The 21088-nt window shown below is 58.1% G+C and carries 20 protein-coding genes; 7 read left to right on the plus strand and 13 right to left on the minus strand.

The genetic code is table 11. The features are described from left to right. Positions 1-253 precede the first annotated feature (253 nt). The gene (locus tag ACTEK7_RS11735; RefSeq protein ID WP_225130842.1) at positions 254-457 is read left to right on the plus strand and encodes a hypothetical protein; all 204 of its coding nucleotides are present in this window, start codon (positions 254-256) and stop codon (positions 455-457) included. Between the two features lie 231 nt (positions 458-688). Here the strand turns inward: ACTEK7_RS11735 and panC are convergent, their stop codons facing one another. The 7 genes from panC to bioB all read right to left on the minus strand — a co-directional run bounded on the left by panC (position 689) and on the right by bioB (position 8225). Beyond that, positions 689-1540 carry a pantoate--beta-alanine ligase gene (gene panC, locus ACTEK7_RS11740; RefSeq protein ID WP_225130843.1) on the minus strand — a complete coding sequence of 284 codons (852 nt, stop codon included), beginning with the start codon at positions 1538-1540 and terminating at the stop codon, positions 689-691. Between the two features lie 3 nt (positions 1541-1543). Beyond that, positions 1544-2422, minus strand: a complete 879-nt coding sequence (gene panB / locus ACTEK7_RS11745; RefSeq protein WP_225130853.1) for a 3-methyl-2-oxobutanoate hydroxymethyltransferase — start codon at positions 2420-2422, stop codon at positions 1544-1546. Between the two features lie 1280 nt (positions 2423-3702). Continuing rightward, entirely contained in the window at positions 3703-4968 is a 1266-nt protein-coding gene (locus ACTEK7_RS11750; protein ID WP_225130855.1) for an adenosylmethionine--8-amino-7-oxononanoate transaminase, read from the minus strand. Continuing rightward, complete coding sequence (gene bioD / locus ACTEK7_RS11755) at positions 4965-5600, minus strand: dethiobiotin synthase (protein ID WP_225130857.1); 636 nt, start codon at positions 5598-5600, stop codon at positions 4965-4967. Before bioD ends, ACTEK7_RS11750 begins: the two co-directional genes overlap by 4 nt. Further along, complete coding sequence (locus ACTEK7_RS11760; protein ID WP_225130859.1) at positions 5593-6750, minus strand: 8-amino-7-oxononanoate synthase; 1158 nt, start codon at positions 6748-6750, stop codon at positions 5593-5595. The genes bioD and ACTEK7_RS11760 overlap by 8 nt, the downstream gene beginning before the upstream one ends. 74 nt (positions 6751-6824) lie before the next feature. Continuing rightward, the gene (panD, locus tag ACTEK7_RS11765; protein ID WP_225130861.1) at positions 6825-7178 is read right to left on the minus strand and encodes an aspartate 1-decarboxylase; all 354 of its coding nucleotides are present in this window, start codon (positions 7176-7178) and stop codon (positions 6825-6827) included. A 51-nt stretch (positions 7179-7229) separates the two neighbouring features. Next, positions 7230-8225 carry a biotin synthase BioB gene (gene bioB / locus ACTEK7_RS11770; protein ID WP_225130863.1) on the minus strand — a complete coding sequence of 332 codons (996 nt, stop codon included), beginning with the start codon at positions 8223-8225 and terminating at the stop codon, positions 7230-7232. A 114-nt stretch (positions 8226-8339) separates the two neighbouring features. Between bioB and ACTEK7_RS11775 the strand changes: the two genes are divergently transcribed. The 6 genes from ACTEK7_RS11775 (at position 8340) to ACTEK7_RS11800 (ending at position 12785) form a co-directional block, all read left to right on the plus strand. Next, the gene (locus ACTEK7_RS11775; protein ID WP_225147981.1) at positions 8340-8975 is read left to right on the plus strand and encodes a GntR family transcriptional regulator; all 636 of its coding nucleotides are present in this window, start codon (positions 8340-8342) and stop codon (positions 8973-8975) included. A gap of 135 nt (positions 8976-9110) precedes the next feature. Beyond that, positions 9111-9395: a Dabb family protein gene (locus tag ACTEK7_RS11780; RefSeq protein ID WP_225130875.1), complete on the plus strand. Its 285-nt coding sequence runs from the start codon at positions 9111-9113 to the stop codon at positions 9393-9395. A 184-nt stretch (positions 9396-9579) separates the two neighbouring features. Next, complete coding sequence (gene pabB, locus ACTEK7_RS11785) at positions 9580-10974, plus strand: aminodeoxychorismate synthase component I (RefSeq protein ID WP_225130877.1); 1395 nt, start codon at positions 9580-9582, stop codon at positions 10972-10974. Then, positions 10971-11567, plus strand: coding sequence for an anthranilate synthase component II (locus tag ACTEK7_RS11790; RefSeq protein ID WP_225130879.1), 597 nt, complete (start codon positions 10971-10973; stop codon positions 11565-11567). Before pabB ends, ACTEK7_RS11790 begins: the two co-directional genes overlap by 4 nt. Positions 11568-11812: 245 nt before the next feature. Next, on the plus strand, positions 11813-12247 hold the full coding sequence (locus tag ACTEK7_RS11795) for a transposase (RefSeq protein WP_463671669.1): 435 nt from the start codon (positions 11813-11815) through the stop codon (positions 12245-12247). Positions 12248-12341: 94 nt separating this feature from the next. Beyond that, positions 12342-12785 carry an IS66 family transposase gene (locus tag ACTEK7_RS11800; protein WP_463671670.1) on the plus strand — a complete coding sequence of 148 codons (444 nt, stop codon included), beginning with the start codon at positions 12342-12344 and terminating at the stop codon, positions 12783-12785. Here ACTEK7_RS11800 and ACTEK7_RS11805 read toward each other — a convergent pair whose 3' ends face one another. The 6 genes from ACTEK7_RS11805 to rtxC all read right to left on the minus strand — a co-directional run bounded on the left by ACTEK7_RS11805 (position 12786) and on the right by rtxC (position 21058). Next, a complete protein-coding gene (locus tag ACTEK7_RS11805) occupies positions 12786-13256 on the minus strand; it encodes a hypothetical protein (RefSeq protein ID WP_225131000.1) in 471 nt (156 codons plus the stop codon). A gap of 2276 nt (positions 13257-15532) precedes the next feature. After that, on the minus strand, positions 15533-16870 hold the full coding sequence (locus tag ACTEK7_RS11810; protein ID WP_225130881.1) for a glutamine synthetase: 1338 nt from the start codon (positions 16868-16870) through the stop codon (positions 15533-15535). Continuing rightward, positions 16870-18156, minus strand: coding sequence for an ATP-grasp domain-containing protein (locus ACTEK7_RS11815; protein WP_225130883.1), 1287 nt, complete (start codon positions 18154-18156; stop codon positions 16870-16872). Before ACTEK7_RS11815 ends, ACTEK7_RS11810 begins: the two co-directional genes overlap by 1 nt. After that, complete coding sequence (locus ACTEK7_RS11820; protein WP_225147982.1) at positions 18153-19022, minus strand: EamA family transporter; 870 nt, start codon at positions 19020-19022, stop codon at positions 18153-18155. The genes ACTEK7_RS11815 and ACTEK7_RS11820 overlap by 4 nt, the downstream gene beginning before the upstream one ends. Positions 19023-19184: 162 nt before the next feature. Then, entirely contained in the window at positions 19185-19970 is a 786-nt protein-coding gene (locus tag ACTEK7_RS11825) for a gamma-glutamyl-gamma-aminobutyrate hydrolase family protein (protein WP_225130887.1), read from the minus strand. A gap of 29 nt (positions 19971-19999) precedes the next feature. After that, complete coding sequence (gene rtxC, locus ACTEK7_RS11830; protein ID WP_225130889.1) at positions 20000-21058, minus strand: dhydrorhizobitoxine desaturase; 1059 nt, start codon at positions 21056-21058, stop codon at positions 20000-20002. Between the last annotated feature and the right edge of the window lie 30 nt (positions 21059-21088).

Here is a 21088-nt window from a genome sequence, read left to right on the forward strand (position 1 = left end):
TATTCCGCGGCCACATTGTTGGGGGTCATTACTGCAACTGAGCTTGAGCGACGAGCGAGATGGCGTCGCCGAAAGTGCCGTCGAATCTACGACCTGGGCGAAGGCCCTTTGCAGGGAGTGAGCTAGCAACCAGCCCACCGCGGGCTGCGTGTGAAACGCTCTGATCTGACGCCGAGGCGCCTCGTTCAGGGAAGAGAAGCAACTGGGCTGTTCAGATTATCTGCTGTGTTTGTCGAATCGGAAAGGGAGCTACATGAATCATCTCGGCAGCAGCTATCGTCGCACACCATCTGTGATGACAGACGAACAGCACGAGCTGAAGCGGTGCAAGCAGGAGATTGCGCGCCTCAAACAGCTGGTTGTACGACTTTCTGAAATTGTTTTGCGCGACGTCGTAAAAAGCGCGCAAAGCGGTCGGAACGCCCCGGAGTGTCCAAGCGAGCCGCCGAAATCATAAAACGGAAAGCGAACTCGCACTTGGCTGCTCTCGGCAGCGCGGCAGCGGCCCCGCCTCGCTCCACCCCGTCAGCCGGCAGAGCCGATCTCAGCCGACATCATGAGGTTGAGCGGGGGGGCAGTTGTTCAGCACGCAAAGGGCAGTTCCGGGTCGCCTTCGAGAGATGTTGAGGATTTCAGGGCCAACCCATCCGGTTCGACTGTTTGTGAGCGCAATCACTTGCGGATCTAGCTACGATGGCGACCGGGATAGGACTACATTGTCGATCAACCGAGTGGAGCCGACGTACGCTGCGACACAGAGTGCCGCCGGGTAGCGCAGAGGGCTCTCGGCAATCCTTAGGGTCCCAGTGTCGACAAGCTCAAGGTACTGCAGTCGATCGACCATTTCCAAATGCTTTCTTGCAAGCGCAATCAGCGTTGCCGCATCGCGCTCCCCTGAGGCAAACTCATGCGCTGCGGCGAACAAGCCACGGCTGATCGCAAGGCTCCGACCACGTTCTTCCGAGCTGAGATAACGGTTGCGACTGCTCATTGCCAGCCCATCTGGCTCCCGCACGGTTGGCACAGTGACAATCTCGATCGGAAGATTCAGATCAACCGTCACGCGGCGTATCACAGCGCATTGCTGAAAATCCTTCTGTCCAAAGTACGCGACGTTCGGCTGCACCATGTTGAATAGCTTGCAGACGACAGTCGCTACACCACGAAAATGTCCAGGCCTGAAAGCACCGCAGAGCGGTTTTGCGAGTTCGCCCGGCTCGACAAAGCTCTCAAATTGAGCCGGATAGATCTCCTCTGCACTTGGCGCGAAGATGATGGTGACCCCGGCACTGCGGCACCACGCTTCATCGCGCGCGAAGTCGCGAGGGTACCTGCTGAGATCCTCATTTGGGCCGAACTGAGTGGGGTTGACGAAGATGCTGACGACAGTGACGTCGCAGTGTCCCCGGCTTGCCGAGATCAGGGCCAGGTGGCCGTCGTGCAAGTATCCCATCGCCGGAACGAATCCGATGCGCTTATCGGCATTGCGAACGTCTGCAAGGGCGCGACGCAGCTCAGCGACCTTCGTAATGACTTGCATTTCTTACCTTGAGGTTGAATTGGAGGGCACCCAGTTGGCGACGGCATGCCGAAGCTGATCAGGAAGCCGATAGCACTCCTCCGAGCCCGGGAATGCACCTTTGCGGATATCGGCAGCCCAGCGCGACAGCGCCTCCTGGAACAGCTGGAATCCATTTGTATAGGCACGAACGAATTTGGGGCGATGACCTTCGGTTAGCCCCAAGACATCATGAAACACGAGCACTTGGCCCGAGCAATCAGGTCCTGCTCCGATCCCGATGGTGGGTATCGTGAGACATTCGGTCGCTCGCGACGCGAGCTCGGCAGGAATGCCCTCCAGGACCAGCGCGAAGCAGCCGGCTTCCTGCAGACGGTGGGCGTCATCGAGCAGCCGCAAGGCGGTATCCGTTGTCCGTCCCTGCACCTTGAATCCACCCATGACGTTGACGCTCTGCGGGGTCAGACCGAGATGTCCCATCACAGGAATTTCGCAATCGACCAAGGCGCGTACCATATCGATGCGTTTGGCACCACCCTCGAGTTTCACAGCATCGGCGCCACGCTGCAGAAAACCTCCTGCGTTGCGAATCGTATCCTCAGAACCGACATGAAAGCTCAGAAAGGGCATGTCGGCCACAAGCAGGGCATGAGGCTTCGTGCGCGCAACAGCCTCCAGGTGATGATTCATCATGGCCACGCTGACGGGCAGCGTGTTGTCGAATCCCAGGCAGACGTTTCCAACGCTATCGCCGACCAGGATGATATCGACAATGGGATCCGCGATGCGCGTCGCAACCGCATCGTAGGCGGTGGTCATCACGACACGCCGTCCTTTATCCTTCCACTGCTGCAGTGCCGGAATCGTGACACGCTCTAGAGGCTGCTCTGAACTGTGGCTCATATTGAATCCGCTCCCCACACACCGTCGGCGCTTCCTAGAGAAGGCAGGAGAAACCTGTCAATGGTATGGAGGATGGAGATCCCAGTTTCTCTAGAACTGGAGAACAGAGCAAAAACAGCCCAATGGTCGCGCAACCATGAGACAAGACCTTCCTCATCGCGATTTCACCTCCCGATGGCTCGTCTTCCCGTGCAGTTTCAGCGGCTATGCCAGCCGCGGCCTCAATCGAGGAGCGGCGCTCGCGACGAGCCACCATCTGCACGCGTTTCTGGGCTAGTTGCAGTCTCTCCAAACGGTGACGGCTCGACCGGACCGAGCTGCAGATGCACGCGTGGGGACTTCGTCTTTAGGCACATCTGCGTGTCTGCCCCCTAGGGGTACTCGTTAGCCTCCCGCTTTCGCGCTGGCGCACCGAGCAAAGCAAACGGATGGCAGGCCAGGAACGTCCAAAAGTCACAGGCCGCCGTAAGCGCAGCGAGAGTCGCGGTCGAGTAGATGTCGTCGCGAAGGCGCTCAGACCGAGCCAGCCTGCTGGCCCTGTAGGCTCTGAAGTCGATTATTTTTGCCGATGTTTCTGTCACTTGATTTCCACGCGCTCTAGAGGGCCACTTGAATTCTCTGACCAGGGTCGTACCGGCACAACTCAGTCCATTCCTAAGCGGCTCGCCCCCGTCGCAACCAATTCTGATCGGCCTCCCGCCGCGCCTTAAAGCGGTTGACGCATTTCTTGGAGCAAAGGGCCGTTCGCCAGCAGTAATGGCGGATCAGCCCAAACTTTCCGCCGCATATCGCGCAGCATGTGGCTGAATGGTCGGGGGAATTACGGAATCCAATGTGCATTCTCGCCTCCTGTCAGACGTTTACTTGGGGAAGCCCCGCTGCCCTCTGACCACAGCACCACGCGCGCACCAAAGGTGCGGTCGCCCGGCGGTCCATTTCCCTGGTTCTTGCAGCCATCAAGAGTCTTGACTCTGATGTGCGGCTGCCTCGCGAAGCAGTACTTTCCGCAGAAAGCCTCGCCGAGAATTTGCTCAAGATAATGGATTTCTCTATCGTGGTTAACGCAATTCGCCCGACATTTCGGCCAAATGCTGCGCCTTTCATGGCTAGCCCGCAGGATTGCTGCGGCAGCGGGGTCGGGAGCGCTTAAGTGCTTAAAGCACGATCAGCCTGCGAGCCTTGGGTGCTGCATTCTCGTTGCACTATCAAGCGGCAGCAATACGGACACTTTCGCCTTCCAAGATGCTGTCGCTGCAGATGATTGCACAGCCTCGTGCATCTCACATCAGCAAGTCAGCAGCGTCGCGGATGGCAGTATAGATTTCATCAAGGTCGGCCGCCGTAACGCAGTAAGGCGGCATCACGTAGATCGTGTTACCGAGTGGGCGTAGCAGCAGATTCCGCGCTTGGAAGAAAGCCAAAAGCCTCGGACCGATGTCCGCCAGATAGCCGGCATCGCTCGTGTTGAGTTCAAGCGCTGTGACTGTTCCCGTGCGTCGGACGTTTGCGAACCGTGAATCGGCGCGGAATGGCACGAGTGCCTGCTCTTGCATCCTGGCCAAGGATGCCAGCCGCCAGCGATATTCCTGATCCTGCCATAGGTCCAGATTAGCCTTGGCCGCGGCACAGGCCACTGGATTGGCCGTATATGAGCTCGAATGAAAAAACGTACGTGTGCGATCTTCAGAATAATGCGCATCGAAAATATCGGCACGACAGAGTGTGACGGCGAGCGGCAGCGCCCCACCCGTGAGGCCTTTCGAATAGCAGGCAATATCGGGCATGACATCGGCCTGCTCACACGCAAACAAGGTACCCGTCCGGCCCCAGCCGGTCATGACCTCGTCCGCAATGAACAAGACGTCGAAGGCTTCGCAGATCCGCTTCATCTCTCTTAGGGTCGAGGGAGAATACATCAGCATTCCACCGGCACCCAATATCAGGGGTTCCACGATAAAGGCTGCGGGATGTTCGTTTCTACACGCGTTTTCAAGCGCATCGAGCGCTCTTTGCTCACGATCTCTTGCCGGGAACGGAATCGAGGTCACCTCGAACATCAGCGCCCCGTAGGCCGCATTGAAGACGCCTCGGCTACCTACCGACATCGCCCCGATCGTGTCGCCATGGTACGAGTGCTGCATCACCACAATTTGGGTTCGCTGTCTTCCGGTATTGCGCCAGTAGCCGAGCGCCATTTTCAGCGCGACTTCGACGCTGGTTGACCCGCTATCGGAGAAGAACACATGTTCGAGCGCCGGGGAGGTGACCTTCAATAGTTCCGTCGCAACTTGCTCAGCCGGGTCGTGAGTGTATCCGGCGAAGATGACCTGGTTGAGCTTGCCTGCCTGCTCTCGGATCGCGTTCACGATGCATGGATGGCAATGGCCGTGGGTCACGACCCACCAGGAGGAGATTGCATCGATAAGGCGTCGGCCATCTTCGGTGTAGAGATAAGCCCCCTCTCCCCGCAGCACCTTCGTCATGTCCCGCTGTAGAGCATGCTGCGTGAACGGGTGCCAGATCGGCGACCTCCTGGCTATCTTCATAGGTTCAGGAAATCGCTGCTAACAAAGGAGTCTTTGAAAGCCGCCTGCAGCCTATCGTCCGTGAGGGGAACAACCCACGGGAGCCGTCCCAACCAACGCACTCTCCCGATCTCGCAAATCGCGCTTTCAGTTTCGGCGTTTCTTTCGCCAATGAACGCAATTCCAAGGATTCGAATCTGACGCTTCCGCAGAGCCTCTATGGAGAGCAGGGAGTGATTGATTGTGCCCAGTCCCGTCCTTGCGCAAAGCACGACGGGGAGCTGCCAGCGCTCGAAGATGTCGATGTAAAGAGTGCGCGCTGTCAGCGGCACCATGAGTCCGCCGGCGCCCTCGATCACGAGTTGCCGCTCGCCGCTGTCCGGCAGTCGAAGCGTCTCTGTATCTATGCGAACACCGTCGATCTCCGCGGAGTAATGGGGCGACGCAGGCGTCCGAAGTCGGTAGAGCTCCGGGACAATCCGATCGGACGAGAGGCCACCGAGGCGGCGGATGCACTCGGAATCGGTCTCTTGTTCGAGTCCAGCCTGGACCGGCTTCCAGTAATTCGCGCCGAGAAGGCCGGCGAGCCCTGCGGAAAATACCGTTTTGCCGACCCCGGTGTCCGTACCAGCCACGACGATCCGCTTATTCATCAAAACGAGCCCTCGTCACCTCAACCAGCGCATCGAGCATTGCGCGCACGTCCTCTTCCCCAACATTGAGTGTCAACGAAATTCGCAACCGGGCGGTGCCTGCAGGGACGGTTGGCGGCCGAATTCCGCGGATGTCGAAGCCGCGCGCCTGCAGAGCAGAGGCAAGTCGCATTGCATGAGCATTATCACCTACGATGTACGGCACGATCTGAGAGGTCGATGGTGTGCGCAAACCAAGCAAGGTGATCTGCCGATGGGCGAACGCAACGAGATTGGCCAGCCGCTGCTGCCGCTCCGGCTCTTTCTGCAGGGTGAGAAGTGCCTCTCGAACGGCAACGGCCATCAATGGTGATGGGGCGGTGGCAAAAATAAACGGACGGCAGCGGTTGACCATGAAATCGCGCAAGATGCCGGAGGCCGTAACCAGTGCACCCGCCGCACCGAGCGCTTTGCCGCAGGTATGAACGACGATGAGATTTTCGCGCCTGTCATAAGGGGCCGTGAGCCCTCGTCCCTGATGCCCGTAAGCGCCTGTGGCATGAGCCTCATCCACGATCAGAAACGCGTCGTGGCGATCGGCGATTGCCACCAGCTCTTCGAGTGGAGCGAAATCGCCGTCCATACTGTAGAGACTTTCGGCCACAATCCAGACGCGGCCCGCCCCACCTTTGTTTCGCCAGTCGCGAATTTCGTCTTCGAGTGACTGGGGATCATTGTGCGCGTGAATTCGACACTCTGCGCGGCCGGCCCGTGCCCCCTCGTGAATACTGGCGTGCACGAGCGAATCGAGAACGAGCAGATCGCCGTGCTGCGGCAGCGTTGTCAGGAGGGCAAAATTTGCGATGTAGCCGCCTCCAAAGAAAAGCGCTGCCTCCGCGCCAAAGAACTGAGCCGCTTCCGTCTCGAGCCGTTCATGCTCCTCGCAATTGCCGCGCAGAAGCCGCGACCCGCCGGCTCCAATCGGAGTGCCCGCATCGAGCGCGGCGACCATCGCCTTTTTGATGTGCGAGTCGTTGCCGAGCGCCAGATAGTCGTTCGATGCGAAATCGATCCCCACGCGGGGCTTGAGGCAGCGCAGCCGTTTATCTTCGTTCAACGCATTCAACGCTGCGACGTAGGGACCAAGTCTAGCTGTTTGGATTGACCGCATTCATCACTCCGAGGCTCGCATCAAATCACGCAAAAAATGCGTTGGCCGTTTAAGAAGGAAGGATGGCCGGAGGTTCAACTTGCCAGGATGCGATTGTCTCTGTCCACACGCACAATGCGTGGCTTGAATATCTTTGCTTCGGCCTCGTCGAATGAGGCATATGCAACGATAATGATCTTGTCTCCGGGCATCGCCAGTCGGGCGGCCGCACCGTTCAGGCTTATCGTGCCAGACATCGGCGGCGCCTCGATCACGTAGGTGGCAAAGCGCATCCCTGTTTCGACATTGTAGATTTCGACGCGCTCGTTGATCACCATTCCTGCCGCGTCCAGGAGCGTACGATCTATCGAGATCGAGCCTTCATAGTGAAGATCAGCTTCGGTCACTGAGGCGCGATGGATTTTGCCCTTCATCAAAGTTATCTGCATTTCTCACCTAGGCTGGATGTAGGGGGCAACATATTGCGCGCACTGCTTCCGTCAGGAGAGCCCGGACGTGATGCCGAGCCGGGCCAGCAGATCCGCGTCGCGATCAACTTTCGGGTTTTTGGTGGTCAAGAGCACGTCGCCGACGAAGATTGAATTTGCGCCGGCCAAGAAGCAAAGCGCCTGCAATTCATCGGTCATGTATTGCCGCCCGGCGGACAAGCGAACCACACTCCTCGGCATCATGATCCGCGCGGTCGCCAGCAGCCGGACCAGCGCGATCGGATCGGGAGGCCCCGCGGTGTCTTCCACCGGCACGCCCTCGATCTTGTTCCACAGGTTGATCGGCACGCTTTCGGGATGGTTGGGAAGATTGGCGAGCAGCACGAGCATACCCAGGCGGTCCTCGACGCGCTCGCCCATGCCGATAATCCCGCCGCAGCAGATCTTGATGCCGGCATCGCGCACATGCGCCAGCGTATCGATGCGGTCCTGCAGGCTGCGGGTGGTGATGATCTTGCTGTAAAACTCGGGCGATGTGTCGACGTTGTGATTGTAGAAGTCAAGGCCGGCCTCGGCGAGGCGCGCGGCCTGCTTCGTTGTCAGCATGCCGAGCGTGACGCACGTTTCCATGCCGAATCCCTTGACCGCCTTGACCATGTCGCAGACGGAATCAAGATCGCGATCTTTTGGCGTGCGCCAGGCCGCGGCCATGCAGAAGCGCGTGGCGCCGGCACCCTTCGCGCGCTGCGCGGTCGCAACCACATCGGCGCAACGCATCAGACGAGTGGCTTTCAGGCCGGTCTCGTAATGCGCGCTTTGCGAGCAGTAGCCGCAGTCTTCCGGACAGCCGCCGGTCTTGATGCTGAGCAGGCTCGCAGTTTCGACGTGGTTTGGATCGAAGTTCTTGCGATGAGCGTGCTGCGCCTGAAGCATCAGGTCGGCAAAAGGACGGTCGTAGAGCGCCTTAGCCTCTTCGACATTCCAATGATAACGAACCTGCGTCCCGTTGCCTGCTTCCTTCCGCTGGACTTGCGCAGCAGCATCCATAAGCCAATCCCGCTCAATTGTAGATAATCGCGTCAATTATCTATAGTCATTGCCCTCGAAGAGATGCTAATCGAGCTGTCTCGCAAATGCACCGGTTATTGCGGTAGATAATCTATGATCACTAGTGACAACATGACGACGGTCGCGCGCGTCGCGGACTCAATTGCTGAGCGCATTATCAGCGGCGCCTTAGAGCCAGGCGCGCCACTCCGTCAGGATCACGTGGCACGAGAATTCAATTCCAGCCACGTCCCCGTGCGCGAGGCCTTTCGGCAGTTGCAGGCACAACATCTTGTTGTCGCGGTGCCGCGTCGCGGTGTTCGGGTTTCCCCGCTCGATACCCGTTCAGTGAAGGAGATCGCCGAAATGCGCGCCGCGCTCGAAGTGGTGGCATTGCGCCATTCGGGGCCAAGGCTCACAACAGCTCATTTGGCTCAGATCGAGCTCGCCCTGATCGAAGGAGACAATGCAAAGACGATCGAGGAGTTTGAGACAGCCAACCGCGCCTTTCACCAAGCCTTGGTCGCGCCGTGCGGAATGCCGCGTCTGCTCGCGAGCCTCGATGGACTGCAGCTTGCCAATTCTCGATTGGTGTTCGCGATGGCGCGATCGGTGGGCTGGCGACCGCGCTCCAATCAAGATCACCGCCTGATTCTGCAAGCCTTGCGAACGCGCAACGTCGATCAAGCCTGTAATCTGCTCACGCGGCACATTCAAACCATTGAGCGCCTTGCCCTTCCGGCGCCCTGAGCAAATCTGGCAAGCTTCATTGCGGATCGCCGACGATCGCAAGCGACGATCATGCGGCAAGCGACTAGCCTCATTGCAACGGGCTCTATTCCCAGATAGTTATGCCACCCACTAGCGACATCTCCACGGACGGCCATGATTCGTCACATCGTCTTCTTCAGCGCCAAGGACGAGGCGCATATCGACCATATCATCGAAGGTCTTTCGCTTCTCACCACGATACCACATGCGCGCCGGCTTGAGGTTGCCCGCAACCGCAAGACCGATCAGCTCGGCAACGATATCGATGTCGTGGTCTATGGTGAGTTCGACAGCGAGGCGGAGCTCGCAGCGTACAAGGCGCACGATCTCTACCGGGAGTCGATTAAGCGGGTCCGACCGCTCCGCGAGCTGCGGTTCGCGGCCGACTACGATGCATAGATACCCCTTGCGCCTCCACGGCAGGATGATCCAGGTGCTGTCGCAGCAAAAAGTCCACCGCCTGGTTAACTTGGCAATGGGCCTCAAGTTTCGGCCCATCGCAGGCAAGCGTCGTTCTCATCGGGGGGGCCAACAGATGGAACGGCACTTTCACGACGTCAGCCGCCGGTGACCGATAACCACGATGTACGTTCGCGAGTTGCAGTGGGTTGACCCTGTCATAGCGATGCGACGTCTCGGGCATCGATCGCATCTCACGTTTCTCGATAGCGTAGCAAGGCACGAGCTGCTTGGGCGCTACTCATATCTAACGTGCGACCCGTTCAGCACCTATAGGGTCGCGAACGGCCAAGTCAGTTGGAACGGACTGACTCTCGAGGCCGATCCATGGAAGGTCCTTCGCACGCTACTCGCGAAGTACCCGCAAGAGCATCGTCCCGATCTCCCGCCGTTCCAGGGAGGAGCGGCGGGCTACCTTGCCTACGACATGAACAGGACATTGGAGCGATTGTCTGCGCCGGCAATTGCCGGTCTGGGTTTGCCCCAATCCATCCTGCATTTCTATGATGTGGTCATCAGCTTCGACCACCGGGATAACAAATGCTGGATCGTCTCGACCGGATGGCCGGAGCAGGATCGGGTGCGACGGAGCGAACGAGCGCGTCGTCGAGCCGACCAGTTTGCAGCATTGCTTGCCGGTCCAAAGGCGCCACAGAAGGGTTGTCCCAGCAAAGCGGGCGCATGGCGCTCGAACTTCAGCCGCGAGGGCTACGTTGCGGCGGTACAACGCGTGATCGACTTGATCCTGGCGGGTGACGTGTTCCAGGCGAATATTGCGCAGCGTTTCAGCGCCCGCCTGTCGACCTCGTTTGATCCACTCGCCTTCTATTGCCAGCTACGATCATTGAATCCAGCGCCTTTTGCGGCCCTGCTGCGATGGGGAAAGCTGACCATCGCATCAAGTTCGCCGGAACGATTCCTGAAGCTTGAGGGACGACAAGTCGAGACACGACCTATCAAGGGCACGATCGCGCGTTCTCCTGATTTCAAGGAAGACCAGCGCCGTGCGGCTGTTCTCCTCGCTTCCGAAAAGGATCATGCCGAGAACACGATGATTGTTGACCTTTTGCGCAACGATCTGTCACGCGTTTGCACCGCGCATTCGGTCGAGGTTCCGGCCCTGTGCAATCTCGAGTCCTATGCCTCAGTGCACCATCTCGTGTCGATCGTTACGGGGAAACTTGCCGGAGGCGAAGACGCCGTTAGCCTGCTCCGTGCTTGCTTCCCCGGCGGCTCCATTACGGGAGCGCCAAAGCTGCGGTCGATGGAAATTATTACAGAAATCGAGCGCATAGCGCGAGAGGTCTATTGTGGGGCGATCGGCTTCATCGGCTTCAACGGGCACATGGACACAAGTATTGCGATCCGCACGGTCACGATCGACGGCGACCTGGCTGTGTTTCATGCGGGCAGCGGTATAACGGCCCTGTCGGAGCCCGAGGCCGAATACGAGGAAACGCTCGCCAAGGCAGAGCGAATCTTTGATGCATTTGGTTCTGAACCAGCTGGTGCATTTTGATTGTCATCATCGATAATTACGATTCCTTCGTGTTCAACATTGCCCGCTATTTCCACAAGCTCAGTGAAGCAACGGAAGTGATCCGAAACGATGCTATCAGCATCAGCGAGCTCGTTGGTCTCAACCCGCGCGCGGTGGTCATATCGCCCGGCCCCTGCACCCCAAATGAGGCAGGAATATCGACAGCAGTGGTTCGCGAACTTTCAGGACGCGTACCAATTCTCGGCATCTGCCTTGGACATCAATGTATTGGAAGCGTTTTCGGAGGACGGGTGGCGCGTGCGCATCGGCCCATGCACGGTCGGCGCTCGTACATTGCGCATGACGGCCGAGGGTTATTCAAGGGGCTGCCAACCCCGCTTGACGTCGGACGCTACCATTCTCTTATCGTCGAGCTTGATCAGTCATGTGCGCAGAATCTCATAGTGACAGCGCGTTCGGAGGAAGGCGAGATCATGGCCTTCACGCACGGCTATTATCCCACTTATGGGGTCCAGTTCCATCCCGAGTCGATACTTACGTCACAGGGGCACGTCCTGCTTATGAACTTCTTGCGACTCACAGAGGATTTTCGAAACCACGCGGAGCAATGAGAGGCGGCTCGCCTGCCGATCAAGATGGTGGACTGTTGGTTTCCGACGTGGTTGGAAGGCGCAGCGCCATATGGCAGGCATTTTGTGGTAATCAGCGCTGTTCCGTGCTCGGCTCCGCAGTCAGCGGCGCGCCTCCGACAGAAACCGGACCTTGCGGTTTCGTGAGCGTCATCGAGGCACCACGCGCTGAGGGCTGATCTAGTCGGTTAGAAAGATCTCGTGGAATGGTTCGTCACGAGATCACCATGTCAAAGGATAGTCGTAAGGATGGCGATAAGGATAGGCATACGTCTATCCTCAAGGACGGCTCGGACACGCTGCAGCGTGTCGAGATCATTACCGGGACGGGCCGGCGACGGCGCTGGTCGACCGATGCGAAGGCGGCGATTGTCGCGGAGAGTTTTGCGCCGGGTGCAAGCGTGTCCGCGATGGCGCGACAACACGACATCAGCCCAAGCCTGTTGTTTCTGTGGCGTCGTCGGACAATGCGGGCGAAGGTGGTGGAGCGCGGGTACGGAGACGTGCCAGCTGGCTTTTGCCGGTCGCGATCACCGGCTGCGGGGGCAAATTGCCCTCGTGCGAAGAGCAGGCGGCAATCGAGATCGAGGTCGGCGCGGTTTGTATCCGTGTCAGGGGGACGGTCGACCGCCGGGCGCGGTGCGAGGTGCTGGCCGCAGTAGGGACGGTTGGCCGATGATCGGGCTCCGACCAGGGTTGTCGATCTGGATCGCGACGCAGCCGATCGATTTCCGTCACGGCATGGACTAGCTAGCGATGCTGGTGAGCGAGGCGTTTGGGGCCGATCCGTACGACGGCGGACTTTGTGTCTTCCGCTCCAAGCGCCGAGATCGCGTGAAGAAGTCCGGTCTTGGCAAGGCCATCAGCTACACTCTCAACCATTGGGAAGGTCTGACGCGCTTCATCGATGACGGGCGCATCGAGATCGACAGCAATACGGTCGAACGCAGCATCAAGCCGATAGGCCTGGGAAAGAAGAACTACTTGTTCGCCGGCAGTGAAGGCGGGGCCGAGACATGGGCCATTCTCGCGTCGCTCATCAACACGGCGAAGCTGAACGACATCGATCCGCGGCACTATCTGACCAATGTTCTCGAGCGCATCGTCTCCGGACGTACAAAGATCAATCGGCTGCACATGCTGTTGCCGTGGAATTGGAAAGCCGAGCGCGATGGTTCTGAGGCAAAGCTCGCCGCCTGATCAGTTCGACGGCAGGGCATCTGTAACTTCCTGCGCATCGCGGGTGTCGTCCGTCATAGACTCGTCGCGGATCACGCGCGGCGTCACCTCGTGCAGATAGACTTGCAGCGACCTCGCCAGCTCGGTGAACTCCGGCAGCAGCACCTTGTCGACGAAGCCCAGTGACGCACGGATCATCACCGTGTTGCGTCGCTGGCGGTGATAACGAAATGGCCGGAGCCCGTATCGACGGCAAAGCGCTAAAACAAGCGTAAGCGCGTAGGTCACCCCATGTAGCGGATGATGTTCGATTGTCAGAGAATCTCCTGGCGATTTGTCCCAGGAGTTCATGTGAGGGAACATATGTCTGATACCAAGAATTTCGAAGTTATCACGGCTGCAGCCGAGCGGCTTAAATAGAACTGCTGTGTCTATCATTTTGCGGACAATAGCGCGCTCTTGGATCGAGAGACGGCTCGGCAATATGGTCATGTTCACGAGGAATGTCTAGCCAGCTAGACCGCTACTGTGTAAGCGGTGCGACGTATTTGGTCCGGACGCGCCTGATGCGTGATCCAAATGGTAAACTCTCCTCCTCGAAGACCCGCCCGAAGCCGGATGTCGTAACCGGCGATCAGTCATAAAGCTTGCAGTGGACTAGGCTGACCGCCCCTCCGGTCCGTCGCGCCGCTGTAGCGGCCGCTGATCGTAAGCGCGCCGAACGGCCTTTTGTCTGGACCTGAACGTCCTGACGTCTAGTGGCAAGCTGCCCTGGGGCCCCTTCCATTTGTGATTTGTCGCGCAGGTCTGTCAGCTTTCAGTAAGCTCCCCCGGATACAGAGCCGTTGAGGTTGGCGGGATGTGGCAGGGACAGTGCTAGCGTACCAGAACGGTCGGCGCCGAGTCATGTTTCTCGTCAGCCTCATCAGCAGTGCGGATGCGGCAGGAACCTTTCGTCAACTCAGCCCCCCGCCGGTAGGATCCGGACCGCGCCCGCACTGCTTCATTGGGCGGCTCGGCGTACAAATCAAGCACATCCTCGATGCGCCGGAGGCAGACAGGCGGTGCGCAAGCTAAAGGCGCAGATGCCGCCGATGCCGGGATGAGTGGTGACGATATCGCCAGCAGCGTGGACGTCGGCCACTCGATGGTCTATCGAACCCGTCGGCGTTTTGTCGCAAGGCAACCCGGTGGCCGCCCAGAGCGGAGAGCCCGTGCAGGGGCAGAGCGCGAGCTCAACGACAAAGAAGAGGTCCTTCTGGTGGCCACCTCCTGCTTCAGCCCTCCGACCGCGCGCGCTGGACACTGGAGCTGCTGGCCGACGAGACGGTCAGACTGACGTCGCAGGAGAGCCTGTCGCGCGAGACGGCGCCTGGCCGAGAACGATCTCAAGCCATGGCGCAGAAGCATGTGGTGCACTCCAAAGGTACAAATGGGGTATGTGGCCAGTGAAGGCCATCTAGCACCGGCCGCCGTCGACTTTGCCGAGCGCATGCGCGAATTTCATTGCCCCCGAAGCATGCCAATTGGCTCAACATCATCGAGATCGAGATTAGCGCGCTCGCCCGTCAGTGTCTCGACCGGCGCATCGACAGTTATGCCCATCTCGTCAGAGAGACCGCTGCATGGGAGAACGCCGCAACGCCGAGCGCGCACCCATCAATTGGATGTTCGCGATCGAGAAGGCGCGCACCAAATTAGGCCGCTCTCTATTCTAAAATATCTACCAGAGTGCCGAAAGCAAAAAGACTCAAAATCTCTGTGCCGAAACACTAGGTGCCCACGAGCCCCGTTCAGCCAAGTTGCGGCCGATGGAAGAGAAGAACGCGGCCTCCCGGTAGGCTCTCGGCCGTGTAGGGCTGACCGTGGACTAAGAAACGGGTCATTGGGACATCCCGGCTCGGCAGAAGACCTAGGCTCTGCAATATGTCGATCACGACAGGCGAAGCCTCTTGGGGGCCGTGCGTCCAGTGATCGCCGAACAACTCTCTCAGTTCAGGCACTTGCGGGAGTGGCTGATGGCCTGATGCCGGTGCGGCAGACGGCAGGGAAAGGTTTGGCGCCAGCGCCGAAGGAGCGTCCTCACGCCATTCGAAAAGTGCCGGCGAATCAAACCCTGGCGCAAGACCGCCATAGATATCTGAGGAAGTCCTTGGTGCCGCAGCTTCACTCGGCAAAGTTGGCCGAGGGTGATGAATGAGTTGAACGTCGTTGGGGCCTTTCGGTCCCAAGATGGCCGTGTAGCGTTCGCCGCCATCGCTCTCTCATGAACTTAATGGACCCAAGGTGACTGGGACCTCTTCCCTGATGGGATTTCAGAGCGCCGCGCCAAGAGTATAAGTCAGCACCGATCAACGCCAGCCTCGTTGTGGCCGGCGGCGGCTAAGCCATCGTCTGGTCGCGCTGCCCCCATTAATGGTGAGCCTCGCGTCCTGCGTGGCTCTGCGGCTCGGCTACAGCGTCGCGCATCACGGGCCTCTTCGGCTCGTGCTCTGAGCATAATCGACCATGCCTTCCCGCTTGAAGAAGTCGAGAACGTCTTCATTGATGCGAATGGAAATGGTGTTGTTCGTTGCTAGAACGGAGCAATCGCGGTTGCTGCCATAGAGCAGATAATAGCAGACCTCCTCACCGTTCCCAAGGTCCTCACTTAACGAGTAACGCACACTTGCTCTGTATGAAGCTCAACATCAGCGGCACAGACAGCCGCGATGGTCGCGCCGGCACCGGCCAACGGAAGGAGGTTCAGAACTAGCGAAGAGCTCAAGCTAAATGATCTCGAAGTATCTCCGACGTTCAAAGTCGGTGACCCGATGTTGAACGGATTCCCACTCCCAACGGCGCGAGCAAGCGAACGCTTCAACAAACCTTTCTCCGAAGACATCACTGGCCGCTGCAGACTCTGCAAACCGAGATGTTGCCTCTGATAGGCTTTGAGGCAGCCTCGCGGACGGACGACACATTTCCAGGCTTGCATCACCGACGATCGAAGCCGGTAGTTCCGGACCTGTCTCGACGCCCAATATTCCTGAACCAATCGCACATGCGAGCGCGAGATACGGGTTCACGTCTGCGCCAGGCAGCCTATATTCCAGGCGATGCGCAGATGGCTCTCCCGGAATGGCGCGAACCGCGCAGGAGCGGTTGTCAAGGCCCCAGCTTGGACAGATTGGTGCCCAGCAGCCAGGTACCAATCTCTTGTAGCTGTTGACGTTCGGCGCAGCGAGCACACAGAACTCATTCATGTATTCTAGTTGTCCGGCGATGAATTGCCTCATAAGATCGGAGACGTTGCCTAACGCATCACCGTCGTAGAATACATTTTTACTATCCGAGGACATCGAGATGTGAATATGGCCGGACTGGCCGGGCCATTTCTCGGAAACCTTGGCCATGAATGTAGCCATCATGCCTCGCGTTTGCGCCCAGGCTTTTATCATCGACTTGAATATGATTGCTCGATCGGCGGCTTCCAGCGCATCACAATGACGAAGTGACGCTTCGACAACGGCAGGTCCCGTTTCAAAGTGTAGTCCGCTGAGAGGTATTCTAGCCTTCTCACAAATCGCCAAGATCTCATCGAACAGCTCATGTTGTGCGACAGAGCGCGCAATCGAGTAGCCGAACGGGCCGCGCGTTAAAGGAGCCCATTCGCCGAACGGCTTGTCTTCAATCGTGTCTGCGTTCTCCTTAAACAGCATAAATTCAAACTCGAACCCGGCAGTGCAGTCGTATCCGTGGTCAGCAGTCCTTCGCAGGACCTTACGCAGAACACCGCGCGGACAGATGTTCTCATGTGCGCCCGCGAACTCCGCGAGATAGAGATATTGATCGCCGAGATGAGACACCGAACGGCCGGTGCCTGACAAAATCCGCAGGTCAGCATCTCCGAACGCCGATAGCGGCTTTTGCGTGAAACTGGCCGGAATGACCCGGTCCGTACAATCCCACGCCAGCACCGCTTCAGAGAACTTGATAACTTTATCTTCACCCGCGAGATCTTCACCTAAGACGTGTTTGCCTCGCAGAACGCCATCGAAGTCGCTTAAGCCGACCATCGCCGCGCGGGCTGGATTCGCTCCGGTCAACCTGGGATCAGTTGGCATCAGTCGCGATCCTGCATCACCAAATCGAACACCTGGTCCATCCGCATTGCTCGCAACTTGCGATAGTCATTCTCAAGCTGAGTCAAGTCGCTATTCACGAGATAAACGATGCCTGGTGTCGACACTAAGTCGATCGTGGGAACTAGCTCTTGACCAATCGGGACGAATGCAATGGCATCCGCGAAGCTCGGGAGCTTGCGGATTGCTTCGAGTCCCGGGTAACCGGCAACGACACCGCTCATATCTGAGATCAGCGAGACGCAAAGTGCGTGAGCCTGCCGCTTGTAGGGCCCGCGCAGCCTCATATATTCACCAAAGCCCTTGGGATCTGCGTAACGCCAGGCCGTCAAGGTCATATGGTTGTGCCCCAACGCCATCGTTCGTGCTTTTGCCGACATGGTCCCTTGAAGCCTCGCTCCGAAGTCCACCAGAACCGGTCCCCGATGATCGACGATGATCTCAGCATGAGCCGGTCCGTCGACGATCTGTAGTGCCTGCAACGCACGCACCAAGTAGTCGGACAGTTCCTGAACGATTGGTTCGTTGCCCCCCAACAATCTCTCAAGTGAGCAGACCGATGATGCCCTCTCAATCGGAACCGTGTCATAGGTCCACGCCTCCGTAACGAAGGCTTCCCCTTCGATCGAGACGGCATTTACGGTATATTGCTGGCCGTTTATTTTTTCTTGCCCAAGGGCAAAACGATTCAACGCTCCGACACGGTTCGTCTTCCCGACAATTGCGCTCACAGCCCGCTGAATATCAGCGTCTGTCGAGCAAAAGAATACATCCTCGGTACCCGTACTGTTCAGCGGCTTGATCACGATCTGATCGAACTTCGCTTCACGCTTCCAGCTCGCGATCTCTACAGGACTGTCGGACACGACTTGTCTGATCGATCGCACGCCTGCAAAGGTCAGCGCGCAAGACAATCGCGCTTTGTCACGCCGAGCAGCGGATAGCGCAGTCCCATTTGATGGTAAGCCAAGCCGCTCCGACAGAGAATCGGCGAGTTCAACTCCGGTCTCGCAGCCCGCGACAACGAACTCCAATTCCCGGCCATGGAGAGCCTGAAGATGATAATCAACGATGTCGTCATATCCCATGCGCTCGGTGGGGCGAATGACTTCATCATAAAGATCCGCATTGAAATGCGATTGGAATATGGACGGAATCTGTGCAGCCGACATCACATGCACCGTTCCAATTCCATAGCGCTTGAATTCTTCCGGTAGGTATCGGCCGGTAGAATATGCGTCTACGATTACACAACTCCGTTCTTTCATGCGGATCTCCGATACTGCAAGTAGATGTTTCCGACAGCGACAGCCGTAATGAGAGCATTTCCTATGAACGTATGTAACGAAAGCACGATGCGAGAATCGAAGTACTGGAACAGGAAGGTGATGATAGGGGCGGTGGACAGGACCATGTTGACGGTGAAGGGCTCTACCCGGCGAATGCCCTGCTGGATCAAGAGCAAAGGAACAATGATCGTCGACAGCCCAATTGCCGCGATCGCAAACCAATGCTGCGAGATCTCAGGCACGATAGATGAATGGTCGACCAGTCCCAGCAGCAAGAGAATCGTTCCATAAAAGCGATGCGCCAGGACTTGTCGGCCAGAAAACCCACGATCGAACAGCAGTTTGACAAGTATATTTGTAAGGGCCAGCGATAGGCCGGCCACGATCGCCAAGACGATGCCGAAGGACGATCGAGCCCCCCACTCCACGCCTGCGTTGCCGCTGGCCGAGATCCAAATCATGTAACTCCCGATCGTTGCGATCGTAACGCTCACGACAATATCGGATGCTGGAGGGGCACCCTGGCGCCTGATCAGTGCGTTTAACCACACTGTTGCGGTGGGCCCCAGCGCCACCATGAAGGCGATGACGATCGCAGGTTCAGCGTATTTCAGTCCGATAAATAGGCCGATCCAGCTGATTGCTGTCACGACATTGAGCGCGACGAAGACGAGGAGCGACCATTTCGCCACCGTTGCCTCGCGTCCTTCCTGGCGAGCCAGGAGATTGAACATCAGACAAACCACAGCGAAGGTCAGCAGGAGCGCGACGAACACATCCGCTTGCTGAAAATACGACGCCGCATAAACCTCGCCTGCCGCGCTCACGACGACATAAAGCGCCACAAATAGGACTCCCAGAACGAAGCGATTCGCCAATCCTCCAGTCTTCCTGTGCCCGCGAGGCGGCGCACGGCCCTCGCAGGACCGGACGCGTGCTTCGGCTCCGAGGGAGTGTCCTTTCGACGTGCACGGACCACGTTTGGTTTGAAATGTCACAACCTGCCTCTAGTTCTTCTTAGTTCGGTAGTACCCAACACACGCCTCTCCAAATGCCTTGAACAGTTGCTTGCTGAGGAGATCGGTTGAGACGTGCCATTCGGGGTGCCATTGCACACCGATTTGGAGCGTCGGGGCGCCAATGACCGAAGCCGCCTCGACCAAACCGTCAGGCGCCCACGCCTCGCGCCTCAGCGCCGGGGCAAGCGCCTCGATGCCTTGATTGTGCAGCGAGTTGACTTGCGCTTCGATCGTCCGCGCGATTGGAAAGAGCGCGCCATCGGAGCATATCCTGACGGTGTGCGCGGCGTCGTACTGACGGTCTCTTGGACGATCTGGCTTCTCGGCATGCATCGCGCCACTTTCCGGCTTCCACTCCGCAAGCGATGAGCGGAGCGTGCCGCCGAAATAGACGTTGAGTTCCTGAAGCCCACGGCAGATGCCCAGAATAGGCATTCCGAGCGCGATGGCGCTCTCTATAGTTACGGCAGAGAGCCTGTCCCGCGGACGGTCAAGGATCCCAAGCTCAACGTCCTGCCGATCAGCCTGCGTCAAGGACGCAGGCGCTCTCAGGACGGCGGGGTCGATGTTCGATTCATCACCTGTCAACACTAAGCCGTCGAGCCGGCGCATGATCGCCGGGGCGATCTCCTCCCTCGCATCTTCGGCGTCGATCGTCGGCAATATGACGCAAGCCACTCCCGCATGACGATGGAGTGCCTGCAAGTACTTGCGCCGCAACCAGTCGCGATGCACACCATCGACCAGAAGACGGTTCGAAGTGACGCCGACCACGGCTCGGGTGCTCTCTGGCCGTAGAAACGTCACGCGAGCTGCCCTCGCGCGCGAACCTCGGCAACGGCCTGCTCATACAAGCGTCGATTTCGCTCTTTTAACTGACCTATGACGCTAGGTTGACCTTGAGGTCCCTTGACAAAGAGACCACCCCAGGTCGCGGCAACCTTCGCATAGTTCGGATCCTGCATTCGGATTTTCTGAGCTTTGCGCAACAGCCAAAACGGGATGCCCGGCGAAAGATGATGCTCAAGGTGGTACTCATCCAGATTCTGTCCGAGGATGGCTCGTTCGAGGAAGTTTCCTTTCCGATTCCTGGTGAGATAGACGTTCTGCGTCTCGGTTTCGCACATAGGTGAGTGCTCGGCTAGCTCGATAAACCATCCGAGGACCTGAAACGTGGTGAGATAGGGCACGATCCAAAACAGGACGACGATATGGAGCAGCCCAACAGCATATGACCCGGCCAGGATGCTGATCCAGAAGAGATAGAAGCCATACTTGTCGATAAGTATGCCTGAGCGGCTCTGCTCCTCGACATCTGTGATCGAAAATCGATTGGCCCAAAGATACTTCAGATACGCTACTGTCGCGCCGCCGAAGATCGGCTTCCAGATCATGTTGAAAGCGTACCGCTCCGGAGGCTGCACGTTGTAAACGCCGCTGGCCAGAAAGAACTTCAGGTCGGGATCCTTGTCCGGATCTCCGAGATAGGGATGATGCAAATAGACGTGCGAGATCCGGTAGGCCCAGTGGCGCTGGAACAAGGGATAGGAAGCGAACAGAATGCCCAGGACGTAGTTCCAGGTCGTGTTCTTCGCGAGCGTGCGGTGAGCCGCATCATGAGCAATGGTTGTCAATCCGCGCTGATAGGCGCCAATCAGAAGGACGGCCAGCGGGTAGAGCCACCATGAGACCGACACAGTCGCGAGCGTACACGCTGTGATGACAGCGTAATCTTTGGCAATATAAGCCGCTCCCGTTATGTTGTCGGGCCTGAGCTCGGAGAGCTGCTTATTGATTTCTCGGCTGAATTGAACGGCCTCATAGCGTGATGACCTCAATTTCCAAGCGTCTGCCTGATTCATGAGAACCTCCTCCTGATCGCCTTGCAGGTT

This window comes from Bradyrhizobium sp. JHI2711, from assembly GCF_056156565.1.

Coding starts and splice junctions, on each gene's coding strand:
- ACTEK7_RS11735 (WP_225130842.1), top strand. CDS start 254: ATGAATCATCTCGGCAGCAGCTATCGTCGCACACCATCTGTGATGACA.
- panC (WP_225130843.1), bottom strand. CDS start 1,540: ATGCAAGTCATTACGAAGGTCGCTGAGCTGCGTCGCGCCCTTGCAGAC.
- panB (WP_225130853.1), bottom strand. CDS start 2,422: ATGAGCCACAGTTCAGAGCAGCCTCTAGAGCGTGTCACGATTCCGGCA.
- ACTEK7_RS11750 (WP_225130855.1), bottom strand. CDS start 4,968: ATGAAGATAGCCAGGAGGTCGCCGATCTGGCACCCGTTCACGCAGCAT.
- bioD (WP_225130857.1), bottom strand. CDS start 5,600: ATGAATAAGCGGATCGTCGTGGCTGGTACGGACACCGGGGTCGGCAAA.
- ACTEK7_RS11760 (WP_225130859.1), bottom strand. CDS start 6,750: ATGCGGTCAATCCAAACAGCTAGACTTGGTCCCTACGTCGCAGCGTTG.
- panD (WP_225130861.1), bottom strand. CDS start 7,178: ATGCAGATAACTTTGATGAAGGGCAAAATCCATCGCGCCTCAGTGACC.
- bioB (WP_225130863.1), bottom strand. CDS start 8,225: ATGGATGCTGCTGCGCAAGTCCAGCGGAAGGAAGCAGGCAACGGGACG.
- ACTEK7_RS11775 (WP_225147981.1), top strand. CDS start 8,340: ATGATCACTAGTGACAACATGACGACGGTCGCGCGCGTCGCGGACTCA.
- ACTEK7_RS11780 (WP_225130875.1), top strand. CDS start 9,111: ATGATTCGTCACATCGTCTTCTTCAGCGCCAAGGACGAGGCGCATATC.
- pabB (WP_225130877.1), top strand. CDS start 9,580: ATGTACGTTCGCGAGTTGCAGTGGGTTGACCCTGTCATAGCGATGCGA.
- ACTEK7_RS11795 (WP_463671669.1), top strand. CDS start 11,813: ATGTCAAAGGATAGTCGTAAGGATGGCGATAAGGATAGGCATACGTCT.
- ACTEK7_RS11800 (WP_463671670.1), top strand. CDS start 12,342: ATGCTGGTGAGCGAGGCGTTTGGGGCCGATCCGTACGACGGCGGACTT.
- ACTEK7_RS11805 (WP_225131000.1), bottom strand. CDS start 13,256: ATGACCATATTGCCGAGCCGTCTCTCGATCCAAGAGCGCGCTATTGTC.
- ACTEK7_RS11810 (WP_225130881.1), bottom strand. CDS start 16,870: ATGCCAACTGATCCCAGGTTGACCGGAGCGAATCCAGCCCGCGCGGCG.
- ACTEK7_RS11815 (WP_225130883.1), bottom strand. CDS start 18,156: ATGAAAGAACGGAGTTGTGTAATCGTAGACGCATATTCTACCGGCCGA.
- rtxC (WP_225130889.1), bottom strand. CDS start 21,058: ATGAATCAGGCAGACGCTTGGAAATTGAGGTCATCACGCTATGAGGCC.